At 62.7% G+C, this 18,018-nt stretch carries 7 protein-coding genes; 3 read left to right on the top strand and 4 right to left on the bottom strand.

The window, feature by feature from the left end; translation table 11 throughout:
* Positions 1–24: 24 nt before the first annotated feature.
* From BC360_RS03650 to BC360_RS03635, 4 genes are all read right to left on the bottom strand, one after another.
* Positions 25–2,832, bottom strand: coding sequence for a condensation domain-containing protein (locus BC360_RS03650; RefSeq protein ID WP_065794315.1), 2,808 nt, complete (start codon positions 2,830–2,832; stop codon positions 25–27).
* A complete protein-coding gene (locus BC360_RS03645) occupies positions 2,829–10,904 on the bottom strand; it encodes a hybrid non-ribosomal peptide synthetase/type I polyketide synthase (RefSeq protein ID WP_065794314.1) in 8,076 nt (2,691 codons plus the stop codon). Before BC360_RS03645 ends, BC360_RS03650 begins: the two co-directional genes overlap by 4 nt.
* Positions 10,901–12,850 carry a non-ribosomal peptide synthetase gene (locus BC360_RS03640; RefSeq protein WP_083222427.1) on the bottom strand — a complete coding sequence of 650 codons (1,950 nt, stop codon included), beginning with the start codon at positions 12,848–12,850 and terminating at the stop codon, positions 10,901–10,903. The genes BC360_RS03645 and BC360_RS03640 overlap by 4 nt, the downstream gene beginning before the upstream one ends.
* Before the next feature lie 346 nt (positions 12,851–13,196).
* A complete protein-coding gene (locus BC360_RS03635) occupies positions 13,197–13,952 on the bottom strand; it encodes a glycoside hydrolase family 16 protein (protein ID WP_065787384.1) in 756 nt (251 codons plus the stop codon).
* 241 nt (positions 13,953–14,193) lie between these two features.
* Between BC360_RS03635 and BC360_RS03630 the strand changes: the two genes are divergently transcribed.
* The 3 genes from BC360_RS03630 to BC360_RS03620 all read left to right on the top strand — a co-directional run bounded on the left by BC360_RS03630 (position 14,194) and on the right by BC360_RS03620 (position 17,860).
* Positions 14,194–15,639 (top strand): hypothetical protein, encoded by a 1,446-nt coding sequence (locus BC360_RS03630; RefSeq protein WP_065794313.1) that lies wholly within the window; start codon positions 14,194–14,196, stop codon positions 15,637–15,639.
* Positions 15,639–16,922: a polysaccharide pyruvyl transferase family protein gene (locus BC360_RS03625; protein ID WP_065794312.1), complete on the top strand. Its 1,284-nt coding sequence runs from the start codon at positions 15,639–15,641 to the stop codon at positions 16,920–16,922. Before BC360_RS03630 ends, BC360_RS03625 begins: the two co-directional genes overlap by 1 nt.
* Before the next feature lie 257 nt (positions 16,923–17,179).
* Positions 17,180–17,860, top strand: a complete 681-nt coding sequence (locus BC360_RS03620; RefSeq protein ID WP_244512660.1) for a Crp/Fnr family transcriptional regulator — start codon at positions 17,180–17,182, stop codon at positions 17,858–17,860.
* The last annotated feature ends 158 nt before the right edge of the window (positions 17,861–18,018 follow it).

The following is an 18,018-nucleotide window of genomic DNA, read 5'->3' as shown; positions in this document are numbered from 1 at the left end:
GGATGTTGCCTTCGCACGTCGTGTTCAGCTCTCGCCATGAGAGCGGAATCTGTTGATGACGATGGTCGCCAGGGCCTGAATGCTGTTGCTGTTGAGACTATCCTCATGCCAGCCTTCAAGATCGAAGACTTCGCTGTCCCCGGCAATCGCACCACCCCAGCCGAAGAGCAGCTTGCGTGCGCGGCGATGCGTTGCTTCGCTGCGAAACAGCAGCACCGACTTTTCATTCGTCGGTGGCGGCCGGTAGCGACGGGCCGCATTGACCAACAGGTCGGTAACATCGGCGTTGGCGGCTTCTTCCTGGGAATAGGTCCCCGCCCGCAATCCCAGACGCTTGAGCAAGGCAAGCGTGAAGTTGAACTCCCTGAGATAGTCGATGAAACTGACGCGTCCGGAAAAGAGCTTTCGGGTGAAGTAGCAGATGCGCTTCACGCGGCGCTCGCTGTTCCAGTGAAGGCGTCGGAGCCGGGGCTGCGACCGGACATAACCCGGGGCCCAGGCATCGATCACGGCGGTGAAACGAAGATCGGCGCCGCGGTCGCGCATCTGACGGGCGATTTCGACAGCCAGCACGCCGTTGACGCAAAGCCCCATCACGCCGACCGGCCCTTTGAGAATGTCCGCGCCCATGCTGTCGACGGCATGCCCGGCGATCTCCTCGAGCGACATTGAGGCGAGGTGACCGGTGAGATCCGCATGGAACATGTTGGCGTTGTAGACCGACACGGCATCGCCGAGATCGGTGGCAAGGCGGTAGTACAGAAACGGGTGATTGAGCGTGTAAAGCGTATAGGGCGCATCGGTGCGTCCGCAGGCGCTCACGCTCCAGGGACTGGGACTTGCCGGTTCCAACGCATTCTCGCTCCGCTCCGCGCCGCCGAACAGCGCATTGGCGAAGCCGGCGAATGTCGGCTGCTTGAAGAGCAGCTCCAGGTCAGCCTTGGCTCCGAGCTTCGATCGGGCGCCCGAGAGCATGCGCAATGCCAGGAGCGAGTGGCCGCCGAGCGCAAAGAAGTTGTCATCGGGCGCTATCGTCGGGACACCGAGCACCTCTGCCCAGATCGCCGCAAGCGTCTTGGTCTGATCAGCTCGCGCTGTCGGTAGCGCCACCGGAACACCGGCCGGTTCGACGCGACCGGTCACGGTCTTGGCGAGGGCGGTCGGCGCTGCCGGGATGCGCAACGCGGCGCGATCGACGGCGCCGCTTGCATCGCGCGGAAAGTTGAGGAACACGCTGATGCCGCCCGGCATGGCCGTTTGGGACAGTTGCCGCCCGAGATACTCCATCAGATGCTCCGGCAGGCGGTCGAGCGGCTCGGTGATCGTCGATGCCGGGGTGACAAAGGCATGCACGCGCTTTCCATCGTCCTCGACCAGCACCACGGCCGAGCCGACGGATGGATGGGCGGCAAGCATCTGTTCGATCGCCGTTGCCCGACCGGTCTCTACCCGTTGGGTCTTGATCTCCCGCGTGGGGATGACCAGCGCCGAAAGCGGAGCCGAGGGATGCTCCAGTGCCGCTTCATAGGCCTCCTGCCAAAGCCGCAGCAGGGATTCGATCGTGCTCTTTTCGAACAGATCGGCATTATACTCGATGGACATGCGCCATCCGCTCGGCCTGCCGACCATGATGAAGCTCAGATCGTAGATAACGCCCGGAGATTGCGACGGCGCGCTGATCAGCTCGAAACCGCCATATTGCTGATCTTCCAGGAAGGCCTTCTGCAGGTTGAAGTTGACTGAGATCAGCGGGTTGCGCGAAGGGTCGCGGACCGGGTTGACCAGCTCGACCAGTTTGTTGAACGGCATCCTGTGATGGTTGAGCGCAGCCGTCACCTTTTCACTCGCCGAACGCACATGCTCGGCGAAGGAAATGTCGCCGGCCATGTCGAAGCGCAGAACGACATTGTTGATGAAGACCCCGATGAGGTTCTCCAGGTCCGTCTCGTCGCGCCCGGCAACCTGGGACCCGAACATGACGGTGTTTTGTCCGGTGTAGCGATGGAGCAAAGCGCTGACGACGGCAGCCCCGAAACTGTAGAGCGACACCCGGTGTGCGCGTGCAGCAGCGTCGATCCGCTCGCTGAAATCACCCGTATTGTTGACGGAGAGGATGTTGCCACGGCTGGTCTTTACCGGCCCGCGCGGCGTATCGGGAACAACCTCGAAATACGGCGCGCCGGTCAGTTGCTCGCGCCAGAACGATTTCTCCGTCTCAAAGCCGTAACTGTTCAGATACTCCTGCTGCCACAGCGAGAAATCGCCGTATTGCAGCGGCAGATCCGGAACAGACGGCTGCCGGCCGACATCAAGCGCCGCTGCGATCTCGCCGACCTCGCGACCGAGGACGCGGATCGACCAACCGTCAAAGCAACTCTGGTGGGCGGTGATCAGCAAGAAGCCCCGCTCGTTCTCCACCATCAGCAGAGATACGCGGAAGAGATACGGGATGGTGAGATCGAACGGCGCGCGGGCGGTTTCCTCGCCGATCGACAGGATGCGCTGATCGCGCTGTTCTGCCGGCACGTTTCGCAGGTCGATGACGGACATCTTGAAGTCGACCTGATCGACCACCTGCTGGCAGGGCCTGCCGCCGACCTCTACGAAGCGAGTGCGAAGGATCTCGTGGCGCTGGATCACCGTTCGGAAGGCCGCCTCCAACGTCGAGGAGCGGAACGCGCCACGGATCTCCCAGCGCACGGCAACGTTGAGCGCCGGGTTGCCCGGCCTCAACTGATCGAGGATCCAGCAGCGCAACTGTGTCTGGGAGCAAGGGAACTCCGCAATCACGGTGGGTTCGGCCACAGGTGCAATGTTGTTGGTCTCTTTCATGCTCGTGATACCTGCTCAAACCGGCGCCGGGCGCCATTGCGGAAATCTCTCAGCGAAGGGACCTGCGGCTGGGTGCCGTTCAGATCGATGTCGTCGCGTGTCTCGGCAAAGGTGGCCAGTTCTGCGATGGAGGGATGCATCATCAGATGTTTCGCCTCCAGGCGCAGGCCACTGTCCAGCATGCGGGCGGCGATGCGGAAGATGATCAGTGAATCCGCCCCGAGCGCGTAGAGGTTGTCCTCGACGCCGATCTCCTGCGAGTTCAGGACGTCGCACCAGATCTCGCAGAGCCGTGTCTCCATGGCGGTGCGCGGCGGTACCCTGATGGCGGCGACCTCGCGTTGCGGCAGGCCGCGCTGTTCGAGCGTCTTGCGGTCGAGCTTTCCGTTCGCCGTCTGGGGAAGCGCCTCCTCCAGCACCCAGAAACCGGGCACCATATGTGCAGGCAGATTGGCCTCCGCATGCGCGGCAAGCATGGATGTCGACGGCTTGCTGTCCTGGTTTTCCGGAATGACATAGCAGACCAGCTGCTTGTCGCCGTTGCTGTTCTGGGCGGCGACAACAGCGCATTGGCGAACACCGGGAGCACTGGCTATCGCAGCCTCTATGTCGCCGAGCTCGATGCGGAAACCGCGCAGCTTGATCTGCTGGTCGCGCCGGCCAAGCAATTGCAGCGAACCATCCGCGAGCCGCCGGCCGACGTCGCCGGTCTTGTAGAGACGCTGGACAGTTCCGGTGCCGATGTCGATATCGACAAAGGCCTTCTCTGTCAGATCCGGGCGGGCCAAGTAACCGTTGGCGAGGCCCTCGCCACCGATATGCAGTTCACCAGTGACGCCGATGGCGGCAACCCGGTTGGCCTTGTCGAGGATGAGGAGCTGCGTGTTGGCAATGGGATGGCCGATGGTGACCGGCTTTTCGCCATCTTCGATCCGCTGCACCGACGACCAGACCGTCGTCTCGGTCGGGCCATACATGTTCCACAGCTCGGCCCCGCGACCGAGCAATGAGGATGCCAGCGCCTTGGGAAGCGGTTCGCCGCCGCACAGCATCTTGAGGCCCGGGCGGCTGAGGCCGGCCTCGACCAGCATCTGCCAGAGCGTCGGCGTCGCCTGAAGCACGGTCGCACGGCTGCTTTCGACGAGCCGCACGAGAGCAAAACCGTCCTGCACCGTGTGCCGGCCGGCAAGCACGACCTTGGCGCCGGTGATCAGCGGCAGGTAGAGTTCGAGGCCGGCAATGTCGAAGGAGATCGTCGTCACCGCGACGATCGTGTCGCGATCGTTAAGCCCCGGTTCCCGCGCCATCGACGTCAGAAAGTTGACCAGGGCACGATGGGAAACTTCGACCCCCTTCGGGGCTCCGGTCGATCCCGAGGTAAAGATGATATAGGCGGCTGTCGCTGCGTCCGTCGGGATTTTCGGCAGCTCCGTTGCCAAGTTTGCAGCCCCGGCGGCGCCGTCGATGCGGAGGATGGCGACATCCTTGCCCGCCAGCCCCTCCGCCCGGTCGCTATCGCAGATCATGCCCGCGACCCGCGCAACCTCCAGTGTCTGCGACAGGCGCGTTTCCGGATGCGCCGGGTCGAGCGGCACGTAGGCATGTCCCGATTTCATGATCGCCAGCAGGGCGATCACCATTTCAAGCGACCGTTCGACCAGAAGTGCCACGCGCTGCCCCGGTTCCGGGATTGCCTTCTGGATCCGGCAGGCCAGCTGGTTGGATCGCGTTTCGAGATCGCCATAGGTCATCGTCTCGCCGTCGAGTTCGACGGCGACCGCGGTCGGCTGCTCGGCAGCCCTGCGGGCAAACAGCGAGAAGACGAATGCGTCGCGATCGTAGTCGGCGGACGTATCGTTCAGGCCCTCGGCAAGCCAGGCCTGTTCGGCCGCAGACAGCAGCGGCAGATCGTGGATCGGCCGGGTCATGTCGGCAGCCAGCGCCGTAACCAGTGTCGCGAAATGGCCGATCCAGCGCTCGATCGTGCTGCGCTCGAACACTTCGGCATTGTAGTCGACATCGATGCGAACGCCCTTGGGGCTTTCGGTCAGATTGAAGAACATGTCGAAATTGGAGAACGCCTTGGCGTTCGACGCGATCCTGGTCTGCAGCCCGCCGAACTCCAGATTGTCCGGAATCCGCTCCAGATTGAACTGGATCTCGGTCAGCGGCAGGCGATGCGTATCGCGCTTGACGCCGAGCTTTCGGACCAGCGTACCGTAGGTGTAGTCCTGGTGCTCGAACGCGCCGAGCACGAGCTGCTGCGTCGCCTTGAGGTGCTCGTCGAAGCGTTTATCGGACGAGACCGTCTGGCGAAGCGGCAGGAGATTGACGCAATGGCCGACGAGCGTCTGGCCATCGAGCAGGCTCTGCCCGGCCGAAGGCACGGCGACGACGATGTCGTCCTGCCCGGAGAGGCGGGAGATCATGATCTGCAGCGCCGCCAGCAAGGTCGAAAACAGCGTGGCGCCGGACTTTGCACCCGCCTTCTTCAGGGCTTTGTAGGTTTCCGCCTCTATGTTGCCGGTGACGGTGCCGCCGGCAAAGCTGCGGCGATCCGACCGCGGCCGATCCAGCGGCATTTCCGGCAGGTCGGGGACATCCTTGTATTGGTCGAGCCAGAACTGTTCGGTCGCGTTTGATATCTCCGCATTGGGAGCCAGATCGGTCGCATAGGTGGCAAAGGACAGCGGCGGCGCCAGCCCGGCCTCGGCGTTGCGCACATAGGCCGAATAGGTTGTGGCAAGCTCTTGGATCAGGACATTCACCGACCAGCCATCACAGACGATGTGATGCGCCGTGAGGACCAGGCGGTGGCTATCGGGCGCCACCCGGACGATGGAAGCCCTGACCAGCGGCCCGTTGGCAAGATCGAAGGGGGTGTGCGCATCCTCATCGATCAGCTGTCGGAACAACGCCTCGCCATCGCTCTCACCGGCAAGGTCGATATCGGCCACATCGAGCTCGAAATCGGGAATGAATTCGAAATGATCGCCTGCCCGGCCGAAGCGGATCTGCAGTGCGTCGTGTCTTGCGACCACCGCGTCGAGCGCCCGACCAAGGCGCTCGCGGTCAAGCGGCCCGTCCAAAACCATCGTGAAGGACTCGTTGAAGGAGCACGAGGCTTCGTCGCCGACCTGGGCAGCCAGCCAGATCTCCTTTTGCGCTTCCGTCAGCGGCGCCGTTGACGGTCGGGCAGCGATCACGGCTGCGGGCGCTGGCGCAATATCCTCTGCCTGGCGTTGCGTGCCCAGGATGCCGACCGATTGAAATGCGTCAAGGCTCGTGCGGAAGGCGGCGGCAATCGCTTGGAAATCCGCCTCACTGTGGGCGGTCGTCAGGAAGCAGGGATAGCCGTCCTGGATATGGACGCCTTGCATGCGCATTTTGGCATAGATGAGCGAGCCGAGCGGGTCGTTGCTGCCGAAGTCGGTGAAGAACCAGCTCTTGTAGCCGTTGACGGTCTTGGCGATCCCGCGCCGGGTGAGATCGGCGTTGATCTCCGCGACCAGAGCCTGTGTACGATCGGCGACGGCGCCATAGAGTGCGGCCCCTTCGCCCTTGATGTGCTGGAGAACGGCCCTGGCCGCCGCAAGCACGAGAGGATGGCGCACGAACGTCCCGGCAAAGAAGGTCGGCGCGGTCATCGGAACGCTTTCATCGCCGTAGTTCCAGCATCCGCCGTCAAGCGCATCCATGAAGCGGCTGTCGCCGACCAGCACGCCGATCGGCATGCCGCCGCCGATGACCTTGCCATAGGTCGCCATGTCGCCCTTGATGCCCCAGACCGCCTGAATGCCGCCGGGGTCGACGCGGAAGCCGGTGACGACCTCGTCGAAGACCAGTGCGAATTCGGATTTCGTCGCGATATCGCGCAGCTCGCGCACGAACTCGACCGGCCGCAATTCCGGATGACGGCTTTGAACCGGCTCGATGATCACCGCGGCGATATCGCCGGCGTTGGCTCTGATCCACTCAAGGCTTTCCGGATCGCCGTAGCGAAGCACCGTCATGTTGGCGACGGAGGCAGACGGGATCCCGGCGGCAACCGGTATCGCGACGGGCGCGCCCGTTCGGTTCTTGCCCTTGACCAGCACCTCGTCGAACTGCCCGTGATAATCATTGCCGAAAACCACGATCCGGTCCCGGCCGGTCACCGTGCGCGCCACCCGCATGGCCGCCATGACGGCTTCCGAGCCGGTGTTGCAGAAGGTCACGCGCTCGTGTCCGGTCATATCGGTGATCATCTCGGCGACTTCGCCGGCAAGCGGCGTCTGCGGGCCGATGGCAAATCCGGCGTCGGCCTGCGCCTTCACCGCTTCCACGACGAAATCCGGCGCATGGCCGAAGGCCGTCTGCCCCATGCCGTTGACCAGATCGATATATTCGTTGCCGTCGACGTCCCAGATGCGCGATCCCTTCGACCGGTCGGAAACGACGGGGAAGACGATCTCCTTCCAGTCCTGGCGGAATCCGGCAGCGGTGCGCGGATCGGCCAGCCATTTCCGGTTCTGGTCGGTGAAGCTCTTCGACTTTCCGTTTCGCTCCTCATAGGCCGCGATCAATTCCGAAACGAACGCCTGTTTCTGTGGGGTCATCTCCGCCGCGAGGCTCTTGGCGCCCGGGCGGTAGAGCTTGATGCGCTCCGCTCCGATCTCGCCATCGGCCGGGCGATCGACCTGCTCCTTCGGCGCCGGCTGCGGCTCATTCGACGCAATCGGGCTGGGGATCGCCGCCGAAGCAGCAATCGAGATTGCAGGCGGGGTGGCGACGGAACCCGTCGCCTGGAGCACCTGCAACTGCTGTGAAACGATCGTCTGCAGCAGCTGCAGTTGCGACTGGAGGACGGACTCGATGCCGGCAACAGTCGCTGCCGTCGTGACGGGCAAAACCGGCAGCGGCGCCTGTGCTGCTACGGCCGGAGCCACGGCCGCTGCGAGCGGCGGCGTGGCCACCGGTGCGGCTGCCGGCGCCTGCTGCGGCTCGGGCGGCAGCTGCCGATCGAGATGCGCGGCCAGATCCTGGATGGTGGGAATATTGCTCAGGAGCTCCCGGAACGAGAGCTTGATCTTGTAGTCCTTCTCGATCCTCTGGGCGAACTGGCCGATGAAGAGCGAGTCAAAGCCGAGCTCCAGGAATGTCGCGCCCGTTTCGCCCGGTCCGAGCGCCTCCCCCGACATGTCGCTGAGCAAAGTGATGAGGGAAGTTTGCAATGCAGGGATACGGCTTGCGGCAGCAACTGGTGTGGCAACATCCATGATTTTCATCCCGTCAATCGGTTGCGCTTGAGTGTCGATGGAAGCCGGTTCGGTGGCAGGTGGCTGCACGGCCGACGACGCCGGCCGGCTTACGCCGCGCCGCGCCGAGGCTGGAGCGTCGATCCAGTGGCGCTGTCGCTGGAACGGATAGGTAGGCAGCACCAGCGGTGCCCTGCCGGCAGAAGACGACGTCGGCCAGTTGATGTCGCAGCCCGACATCCAGAGCTTGCCGTGCGCCTCGGCGAGGGTTTCGCCGGCGGCATGCGCGCGGTCATGTTCCGGCAGCGACTGGACGACTGCGGTGACGGCATCGCGGGCGAGCGTCTGTGCGGCAAAGACCGACAGAGTGCGACCAGGGCCGACCTCCAGCAAGACAGGCTTCCGCCCCTCGCAAAGGGCCGACAGCCCGTCGGAAAACCGGACGGCGGCGCGGCAATGCTTCGCCCAGTAGTCGGGTGACATGCCCTGTTCGATCGTCTGCCAACCGCCGGTGACGCAGGAGATATAGGGCGTTATGGCAGTACCGTAGGTGACCTTTGCCGTCTCTTCGCGCAGGGCATCAGTGACGCCGTCCATCATCGCCGAATGAAACGCATGGGACGTGTGAAGCCGGCTGAAGGCGATACCGGCGCGCTCCATCGCAGCGCACGCCGCATCGACGGCGGCGAAGGTGCCGGAGATCACGCAGAGTTTCGGGGCATTGACTGCGGCGATTTCGACCTCGTCGCCGAGATGGGCGGAGACTGTCTCGACATCCGCACGCACGGAAACCATCGCGCCTTGCGGCTGCGACTGCATCAAGCGTCCGCGCGCAGCGACGAGCCGCACTCCGTCCTCGAAAGAGATGACATTGGCGAGCGTCGCGGCGACGAATTCGCCGACGCTATGGCCGATCATGGCGTCGGGCTTCAAGCCACGGCTCATCCATAGCCGTGCCAGAGCATATTCGACGAGATAGAGACAGGGCTGCGCTATGCGGGTCTCGCGCTGTTCGTCGGCCATGGCCTGGCTCACCGTGCCAGCGTGGCAGATGAAATCGCGCAGGTCCGTCTTCAGCGGTGCCCGGAGCAACTCCGTGCCCCTGTCGATCCAGCGGGTGAATTCCGGCTCGCGGTTATAGAGCGCCGCTCCCATGCCGACATATTGCGATCCCTGGCCGGGGAACATGAAGGCGAGCGACGGCCTGTCCGTCGCGACCGCGCTCGGCGTTCGCTCGCCGCCGAGGCGCTCGATCGCCTGGTCGATATCGTTGACGGCAATGGCAGTGCGATGGCTGAAGGCGCGCCGTCCAGTTTGCAGCGTGTGCGCGACCTGCGACAGCGGCAACGCCGGATGCGCCTGCAGATGATCACGCAGGTTCAGCCGCATGGCCGCAAGCGCGGCTTCGTTGCGGGCAGACAGCGGCAGGATATACGGCCCCCGCGCCATGTCGGCGACGTCGCCTTGCGACACCGGCGCCTGCTCAAGCACGAGATGGACATTGGTGCCGCCGACGCCGAACGAGCTGATGCCGGCACGGCGCGGACCTTCGGTGGCCGGCCAGTCGGTGGTGCTGGCGGGAATGTAGAAGGGGCTGTCGTCGAGATTGATGCGCGGGTTCGGCCGTTGATAATTCGCCATTCCCGGTATCTTGGCGTGATAGAGCGCCAGCGTGGTCTTGATCAGTCCGCAGACGCCCGCGGCCGCATCGAGGTGACCGACATTGCCCTTGACCGAGCCCAGGGCACAAAGCTGCCGCTTGTCGCCCGCCTCGGCAAAGGCGGCGCACAATCCGCCGAACTCGATCGGATCGCCGAGCGGGGTCGCGGTGCCGTGGCATTCGACATAGCCGATCGTCTGGGGATCGACGCCCGCGTTTGCCAGAGCCGACGAAATCGCATCCGCCTGCCCGTCGACGCTTGGCGCCGTAAACCCGATCTTGTCCGAACCGTCGTTGTTGATGCCATAGCCGCGAATGACCGCGAAGATCCGGTCGCCATCCCGAAGCGCGTCTTCAAGCCGCTTCAACAAAACGATGCCCGCGCCACTGCCGAAAACCGTTCCGGCCGCCTGTTCATCGAACGGTCGGCAGACGCCGTCGGGCGAAACCATGCCGCCCTCCTGGTAGATATAGCCGCGCCGTTGCGGGATCGTGATCGATACCCCACCCGCAAGCGCCATGTCGCAGCTGTAGGTCAGCAGATTCTGGCAGGCCTGGGACACGGCCAACAGAGACGTGGAGCAGGCCGACTGGATGGCGATTGCCGGTCCGCGCAGGTTGAACTTGTAGGCGATACGGGTCGCCAGAACGTCCGTCACCGAGCCGACGATCTGCTGGAAACAACCGATCTGATAGTTGGAGGTGAACTCCTCGGTCTTCGCCCTCTCGCCCAGGACATTGTTGATGAGATAGGTGGGCATCGAAGCCCCGGCGAAGACACCGATCAAGCCGGGATAGCGGTGGGGATCGTACCCGGCCCGCTCCAGCGCCTCCCAGCAGACCTCGAGAAAGACGCGGTGCTGGGGATCTGTGACCGCCGCCTCCCGCGGGAACATGCCGAAGAACTCGGCGTCGAACATGTCGATGTAAGGGAGCTGCGGCCGGGCCGGCACATAGTTCGCCGCCGCACGTTCCTCGTCGGTGAACGCATCCTCGATTTCTTCCGGTCTCAATTTCGAAAATGCGTGCCGCCCCTCGCACACGAGATCCCAAAGCGCCTCGACCGACGGGGCATCCGGAAAGCGGCCAGACATGCCGATGATCGCAATACCCGTCACCTCCTGGTCATTGCGATCCGAACCGCGGGCGTCACCCGCATCGTTGAAAACGGTCATGAAGCGCTCCTGCGGAAGTGGGACATGTTCTTCTTTTGCAACGCGGCACGTTCGGCCGCTGTCATCGCCCGGGCACTGGCCGACGATTTTCCGTCGAGGAAGCCAGCCAACTCGCGAATGGTCGGGTGCTTGAACAGGGCAACCACGTCGATCGGACGGGCGAGATTTGCCTCCAGCCCCGCATGCACCCGCATCAGTTGCAGCGACGTACCCCCCAAATCGAAGAAATTGCGATCGAGCTCCACGGCCTGCAGGCTGAGCACGTTGCGCCAGAGGTCTTGCAAGAGTGCCTCGGTCCGACTGGCGACCGGCGCGTTTTCGGCCGGCAAAGCGTCCACCGGTAGCGGCAGGCTGGCACGGTCGACCTTGCCCGACTGATGCAGCGGCAGTTGGTCGAGCACGATGACGCTGCTCGGGATCATGTAGGCGGGCAGACTGTTGCGCAGTCTCTCCATCACGCCGCGGATCAGCTCGGCGTCATCTGCACGGGTGCCCTCACGCGGGCACAGGTAACCGACGATGCGCTTGTGCGACTGATCCAGATGCTGGCAGATGACGACACCGTCGGCGAGCCGCGGGTCACGCCGCAAGGCGGCTTCGATCTCGTCAAGCTCAATGCGTTTTCCGTTCAGCTTGATCTGCCGGTCCCGCCGCCCTCGGAAAAGCAGGATGCCGTCGTCGCCGAGTACGGAGAGGTCGCCCGTCAGGTAACCGCGCACATCGCCCTGTTCGGTGCGGATGGTGACGAACCGTTCAGCCGTCAGCTCGGGACGCCGGAAATAGCCGATGGCAACGCCCTCGCCGGTGAGGACGAGCTCACCCTCTATGCCGCACCCGACCGGGCGATGGTCCTCATCGACGATCAATATTCCGGTGTGGCTGACAGCCCCGCCAATCGGCACGTCCTTGCCGTCGAAACCCGCGGGAATGTCGAAAGCAGTGGCGATGACGGTGATTTCCGTCGGTCCGTAACCGTTGGTCAGGCGGCAACCCGGGTGTGCCTTCTGAAAGCGTTTGACGTGTTCGGCCGAGGCGACTTCGCCGCCGAACAACATGTGCCGCAACGCCGGCAGCTCGCCGCAGGAGAAATCAGCGAGCAGGTTGAACAGGCCGGTGGTGAGCAAGGAAACGGTGACGCCGTTGTCGCGAATGACGTCCCTAAGCCGGCCAATCGAGAAATTTCCGTCTGGCAACCCGGCGATGGTCCCACCGTTTGTCAATGTGGCCCAAATCTCGAACGTGGAGGCATCGAAAGCGATTGTAGCGGCGTGCAGCATCACGTCGGCACTGCCGATCTGCACGTAATTTTGATCGAGGCCGAGGCGGGTAATGCCACGATGCGGAATGGAAACGCCCTTTGGCCGGCCGGTCGAACCCGAAGTGTACATAACGTAGGCCATATCGCCGCCGCCGACAGGCACTGGATCGAACGGCTTTTTCTCGGCTTGCTGCGCGAGATCGGCGACAACGGCATCCAGATCGGCGATCATCCCCTTGACGCTCGGCACCAGACGCATGGTGGCGAGCGTACAGGTATCGACAAAGATCACCTTGGGCTCACAGTCGCCGATGACATAGTCGAGATGATCGACGGGAAAGGTCGTGTCGAGGGGAAGATAGGCAGCGCCGGCCTTGAGGGTGGCCAGCATGGCGACGATCGTTTCAAGGGAGCGCGGAACGAAGAGGCAGACAATATCGCCCTTCTTTACGCCCTGCCCCATCAGATAGGCGGCGAGCAGATCGGACAACAGATCAAGTTCGCCATAGGTGATCGAGTGGTCGTCGAAAACGATCGCCGTTGCAAGCGGGGCAGCCTGGGCCTGCTGGTGAACAACGGCATGAACGGAGCGGTCAGGGTCATAGTGCAGCGTTTCCCGCGAGCGGCCCGCCGCACCGCCGGACATCGCCGCCGAACCGTCGGGCTCGGGAAATCGGAACTCAGCCATCTTTCGCCTCCTGTCCCTCTCGCTTCGCTACCCCCGCGGAAGACGAAGACGTCTCCTTGCAGCGGACGGCCGGCGAAATTTGCTGCAATGCCGTCGTCAGCCAGAATTCCATGGTGGCGGAAAATGAACAGATGATCATTGGGATAGCCGCATCGCCACCCGGCCATCAAAAGGGTTAGGCCCGCTTAGTCCTTAGGGGGATGCAAGCCACGGAGATGCACGAACGACACGCAGGCCTGGCGGTCAAACCCGCTCGTCATCGATTTGTTTTTCTGGATTTTTCCCGATCGCAGGCAGAACGCGCCCGAGTGGAGCGAGGAAGGCGAAACGACTTGGCCGGCGCCGCCTATTGAAGGTCGTAGGCCCTGACATAGTCGATGAACATGTGAGATGGATCCGGCGCCTGGTCGGCGGTTTTTTCGACGAGCGCGAGGTTGAGCAGCACGTACATCGGCTGCCGGTGTTCAGGCCGCGTTTCGGCCTTCCACACGAGTTTCCGATCGAAATACATCCGGATGAACTGGGAATCGATCTTCACCCCATAGCTATGAAATTCTCCGGGGTCGGCATCGCGAAATACCTCGATCCGGCTGAATTGGGAATCGTCCTTGTCACCGCGATGCCAGACATGGATGACCGAGGAATAGCCTTCCGGCTTGTCGCCGTAGAATTCCATCACGTCGATCTCGGCCGTCGACTTCGAGCGGTCCTTGCCGATCAGCCAGAAGGCGGGCCACACGCCCGGGCCGACCGGCAAACGCGCGCGCATTTCGAAATAGCCGTATTGCTGGGCAAAGCCATTGCCCTTGGCGTCCACCGAGGCCAGCAGGCCGGACTGCCAGTCGCCTTCCGGGTCACGCTTGGCTTCGATCCTCAGTATGCCATTCTCAGTCTTGAACGGAGTGCGTTGACCGGGATTGGCAAAGCGAGCTCCACCGAAATCCCCCGACCAGGGCGTATGTGCGATCCACCGGGTGCCGGGCCCCCAGGCAGATACGCTCAGATCGTCGAAATTCTCGTCGAAGGTCAGCGGCATGTCGTCGATCGGAAGCTCATCGCCCGTATCGCCGGCCGTGTATCCGTCGGCATAGGTCACCGACATATGCATCATCAAGCACAGGCAGCCGACGACAGGCCGGATGAAAAACCGAACTGGCAGGCGGCGGGCCGGGCAAGGGCAAGCTTCGCGAACAGATGGGGTCATGATGCAAAACTAACGCGGCCCCCCATCAAGGGTCCATTACCGATTCAGGCCGCCGCTTTATGCGAAAGGCTTAGCCGCAGGCGTAAATACGCGACATGCCGCCTTTGATAGGATTGTTCCGGTAACTGGAACTAGTGGCATGAGCTTCGAACTGATCGGCTTCGCTACCGTACTCGTTGGAGTGGGCGTCCTGATGGCGCCGATCCACTGGGCATTGACGTTCATGGTCGTTTCAACGGCTCTCGGCTCTGCGGCCGCCATCAACCTTCCCGCGCTCGGTGGTGCATCCATCCTCGTTCCCAATGTTCTCCTGTTGTTCTTCGGCCTTCGCATCCTGATGGCCTATGGCGAGGGGCCCGTGCTTGCTGCCTTCGCGCCCGCCGGTGCCGGCTTCTGGCTGATGGTGCTCACTTTTTTCGGCGTGCTGACGGCGGTCCTGTCGCCTCGCCTCTTCCAGGGCGCCGTCGACGTGATGACAGTCGAGCGATCAGTCGGCGCGAGAAGTTTCATATCGCTGTCGCCGCTGCGATTTTCGTCCAACAACATAACGCAGGCCGTCTATGCGCTCGGCGGCCTTGCCTGTTTCGGATTCTGTCATGCCTATCTGCGCCGGACGGCTGCACCGTCACACCTCGTCAACGCCATCCTCATTGCTGCAGCGGTCAACCTCGCCTTCGCGGCGGCCGACATTGTCACCTATTTCTCCGGCACCGAATATCTGCTGAGCGTGGTGCGGACGGCCAACTACGCCCTTCTGACCGCGGCGGAAAAAGGTGGTCTGAAGCGGATTTCCGGATCGTTCCCCGAAGCATCAGCCTTTGCCGATTACACCCTGGTCCTGTTTGGCGCGACCGCCAGCCTGTGGCTCGACCGGGTGCGTTCGCCGGCGACAGCCTTCCTCGCGACCGCCTCGCTCGCAGGGCTGGTGTTCTCCACCTCGGCGACCGCACTGCTCGGGCTTGCGGTGGTCTTCCCATTTCTCTGGATACGCGCGCTGGTGACGGTCTTCGAGCGAAAAAAGCCGGCACGTCCAGTCTTTCTGGCCGCTCTCTTCCTGGTCGTGCCGCTCGTCATACTCACCGTCGTCAACGTGTTTCCGGAAACCGTGTCGACTGTTTACGACTTTCTCGATGAGATGCTCCTGTCAAAGGTCGACAGCCAGTCCGGCCGCGAGCGGGCGATGTGGAACGCTGCCGCCTACGAGGCCTTCGTCAACACCTTCGGCATGGGGGCGGGCCTGGGGAGTGCACGCGCCTCGAGCTATCTGATGGTTCTCCTTTCGAATGTCGGCGTCCTGGGGCTCGTCATTTTCTGCGTCTTTGTCACGACCATCCTGTGCGCTCGCGTGGCGCCAGGCGCCCAGCGGCGAGCAGAGAGCGTTGCCGCGCTGAGGGCGGCGAAAGCCGGCGTTATCGCCGCACTCAGCACGGCTCTCGTATCGGGCACCGTCTATGACCTGGGCCTTATGTTCTACATCCTCGCCGGTAGCGTGTCGGCGCTGACATGCCGGCAAATCGCCGAGGCAAGAACGGCAAGACCGCGGTTGGTTGATGCGACCAGTCCGCGCCGCATGGGAGGCTCCTGATGAAGATCGTCATCTTCAACGTCAAATACAGCGAAAACCTCGGCGACGGCATCCTTGCCCAGTGCCTGGAGACGGCGCTGGCGCGCGGCGCCAGGGGACTGGAGGTCAAGACGATCGATCTGGCCGGCAGGACGGCTTTCGGTACCGGCGGTGGCGGGCGGCGCCGGCGGTTGTTGAAGGTGCTGCAAGCACTGCCGTCATTCGCGCGTCGGCTGGTCGTAAGGCAGGCACTTGGTCCGACACTCCGCCGATTACAAGTGGAATGGCAGAAGGAGATCGACGATGCCGATGCTGTTGTCATTGGCGGGGGAAACCTGTTTCAGGACGATGATCTGAACTTCCCGCTCAAGGTCGGCGCGGCGCTCGATTGCGTCAAACGCAGCGGCAAACCTTTGGCTGTCTATGCCGTCGGCACCAGCCGGGACTGGTCGTCGCAGGCAAGGCAACTCTTCGGCGTGCTCGAGGAAAGCCAACTCGTCCACGTCTCGGTTCGCGATACCATTGCCGGCCGCAACTGGCTCGGCCATTTTCCAGCCGGGCCGCACGCCCGGATACTGCCCGACCCCGGGTTGCTCGTTCGCGAGATCGTCGCAAGCCACGCACTCGAGCCGCTGAAAGTCGATGACCGGGCAATTGGTATCTGCGTCACCGATCCGCTCATCCTGCGGCGTCATTCCAGCCACGGTTCGCAAGGAATTCCGTTCCGACACGCCGATGACTATCACCAATTGCTCGACCTGATGCTCGATGCCGGATATCGGGTCTGCCTCTTCACCAATGGAGCGCAGGAAGACCAGGCCTTTGCGCGGCGCGTTCTTAACGGCGGGGGTCTCGCTGCCCATATCGACAGCGGTAATCTCTGTCTCGCCCCCCGCCCCAAAACGCCCGAGGAACTGATCCACATCCTCGCATCGACTCAGGTCATACTGGCGCATCGCCTGCACGCCTGCATCGCCGCCTATTCGCTCGGCGTGCCACAGGTCGGTCTTGGCTGGGATCCAAAAGTCGACGGCTTCTTCCAGTTCGTCGGCCGGTCGGAATATTTTGCCGGAGAAGCCGATATCTCCGCACAGCATGTGGCCTCACTGCTTGAGGAGGCGGCCCGCAAGGGCATCGACCCCGCGGTCCACGGCTCGGTCCTCCATCAGGCCCGCGAAGGTATCAGCCAGCTGCGAGATTGCCTGGTAGCACATCAAAACCGCGGCGTGAGCCGGAAGACCCAGCCAGCGGTTGCGACGAGCGACAGAGGCATGGCCGACTACGCCTGGTCAAACGGTCTCTAGCCATCACGGGTCACGCCCACTGCGGCGCGCGGTCTTCGGCACGGCCGACGCCTAAAGCACAAGCGCTTCAGCCTCTTACCACCGGCCCCACCCAGCCGGATTAAGCTCATATCGATGTGTTTTCCCGCCATTACTAACCATCTTGGGTAATATTCCTAACCACCGGTTGTTTGCTATATACTTAAGTACAATCGAAAAGATCGAAGAGAGAGTGCGCCTTTATGGTGGGGCAACTTGGTGCATCGATAGGCTCGCCCGTGTATCGCGAACCGTCGAGTTTCGACACAGACCAGCAGAAGTCGGAACTCTCCATCGCGCGAAAGCGGGTGTTCCCGGCGGGCTCGATTCTTTTCGAGCCCGAAGGCAGATCATGCGTTCTGTTCTTCATCTCCGGCTGGAGCGTCAGCCGCAAGATTCTGGCGAACGGTACCCGCATTGTCATCGAATTCATGCTGCGCGGCGACATGGTTTGGACCTTGTCTTCGGACATGACGCAGGAAACGATCCAGGCACTTTCCGACGTTACCGCCTACGAGTTCGCGGTGCCTCCCGGCACCAGGGGACCCGATTTGTCACCCAGAATCCAGCAGAACTTCGTGCACGAGATGCTGAAGCGCCAGGCCAGACTGACAGAGCGGTTGGCAAACATCGCACGTCGCGACGCGTTGGAGCGTACGGGGCACCTTCTGCTCGAGCTCGCAGTCCGGGCGGGTAAACCCGACAGGCCGGGATTTGACGGCTTCGAATGCCCGCTGACGCAGTCCGACATCGGCGACGCCGTCGGACTGTCGACCGTGCACATCAATCGCGTTCTGAAGGAGATGAGGTTGAAGGGATTGTTATCCTTCAGGAATGGCATCGTCGAATTTCTCGACCGCAGACGGCTGGCCGAACTGGTCGACTTCGATCCGGGCTATCTCAGCACGAATCCCGGTTGATTCCTGGCTGTCCTTTAACCTGTGTTAATGCGCACCACCAATATATGTGGTCTGATTGCCAAGCTATAACAACAAAATATGAGAGGAACCCGAAGGAATACTAATACCAATACTTGTATGTAGAATATTTACACCCATGAAAATAAGAATAAGAAGGA

It is taken from the genome of Ensifer sp. LC163, from assembly GCF_001695855.1.
In the GTDB taxonomy this organism is placed as follows: Bacteria; Pseudomonadota; Alphaproteobacteria; order Rhizobiales; family Rhizobiaceae; genus Ensifer.
This window is presented reverse-complemented; position numbering and strand designations above follow the sequence as displayed.

Excerpts from the sequence above, each read along its gene's own strand:
- BC360_RS03650 (WP_065794315.1), bottom strand. The coding sequence starts at position 2,832 with ATGAAAGAGACCAACAACATTGCACCTGTGGCCGAACCCACCGTGATT.
- BC360_RS03645 (WP_065794314.1), bottom strand. The coding sequence starts at position 10,904 with ATGACCGTTTTCAACGATGCGGGTGACGCCCGCGGTTCGGATCGCAAT.
- BC360_RS03640 (WP_083222427.1), bottom strand. The coding sequence starts at position 12,850 with ATGGCTGAGTTCCGATTTCCCGAGCCCGACGGTTCGGCGGCGATGTCC.
- BC360_RS03635 (WP_065787384.1), bottom strand. The coding sequence starts at position 13,952 with ATGTCGGTGACCTATGCCGACGGATACACGGCCGGCGATACGGGCGAT.
- BC360_RS03630 (WP_065794313.1), top strand. The coding sequence starts at position 14,194 with ATGAGCTTCGAACTGATCGGCTTCGCTACCGTACTCGTTGGAGTGGGC.
- BC360_RS03625 (WP_065794312.1), top strand. The coding sequence starts at position 15,639 with ATGAAGATCGTCATCTTCAACGTCAAATACAGCGAAAACCTCGGCGAC.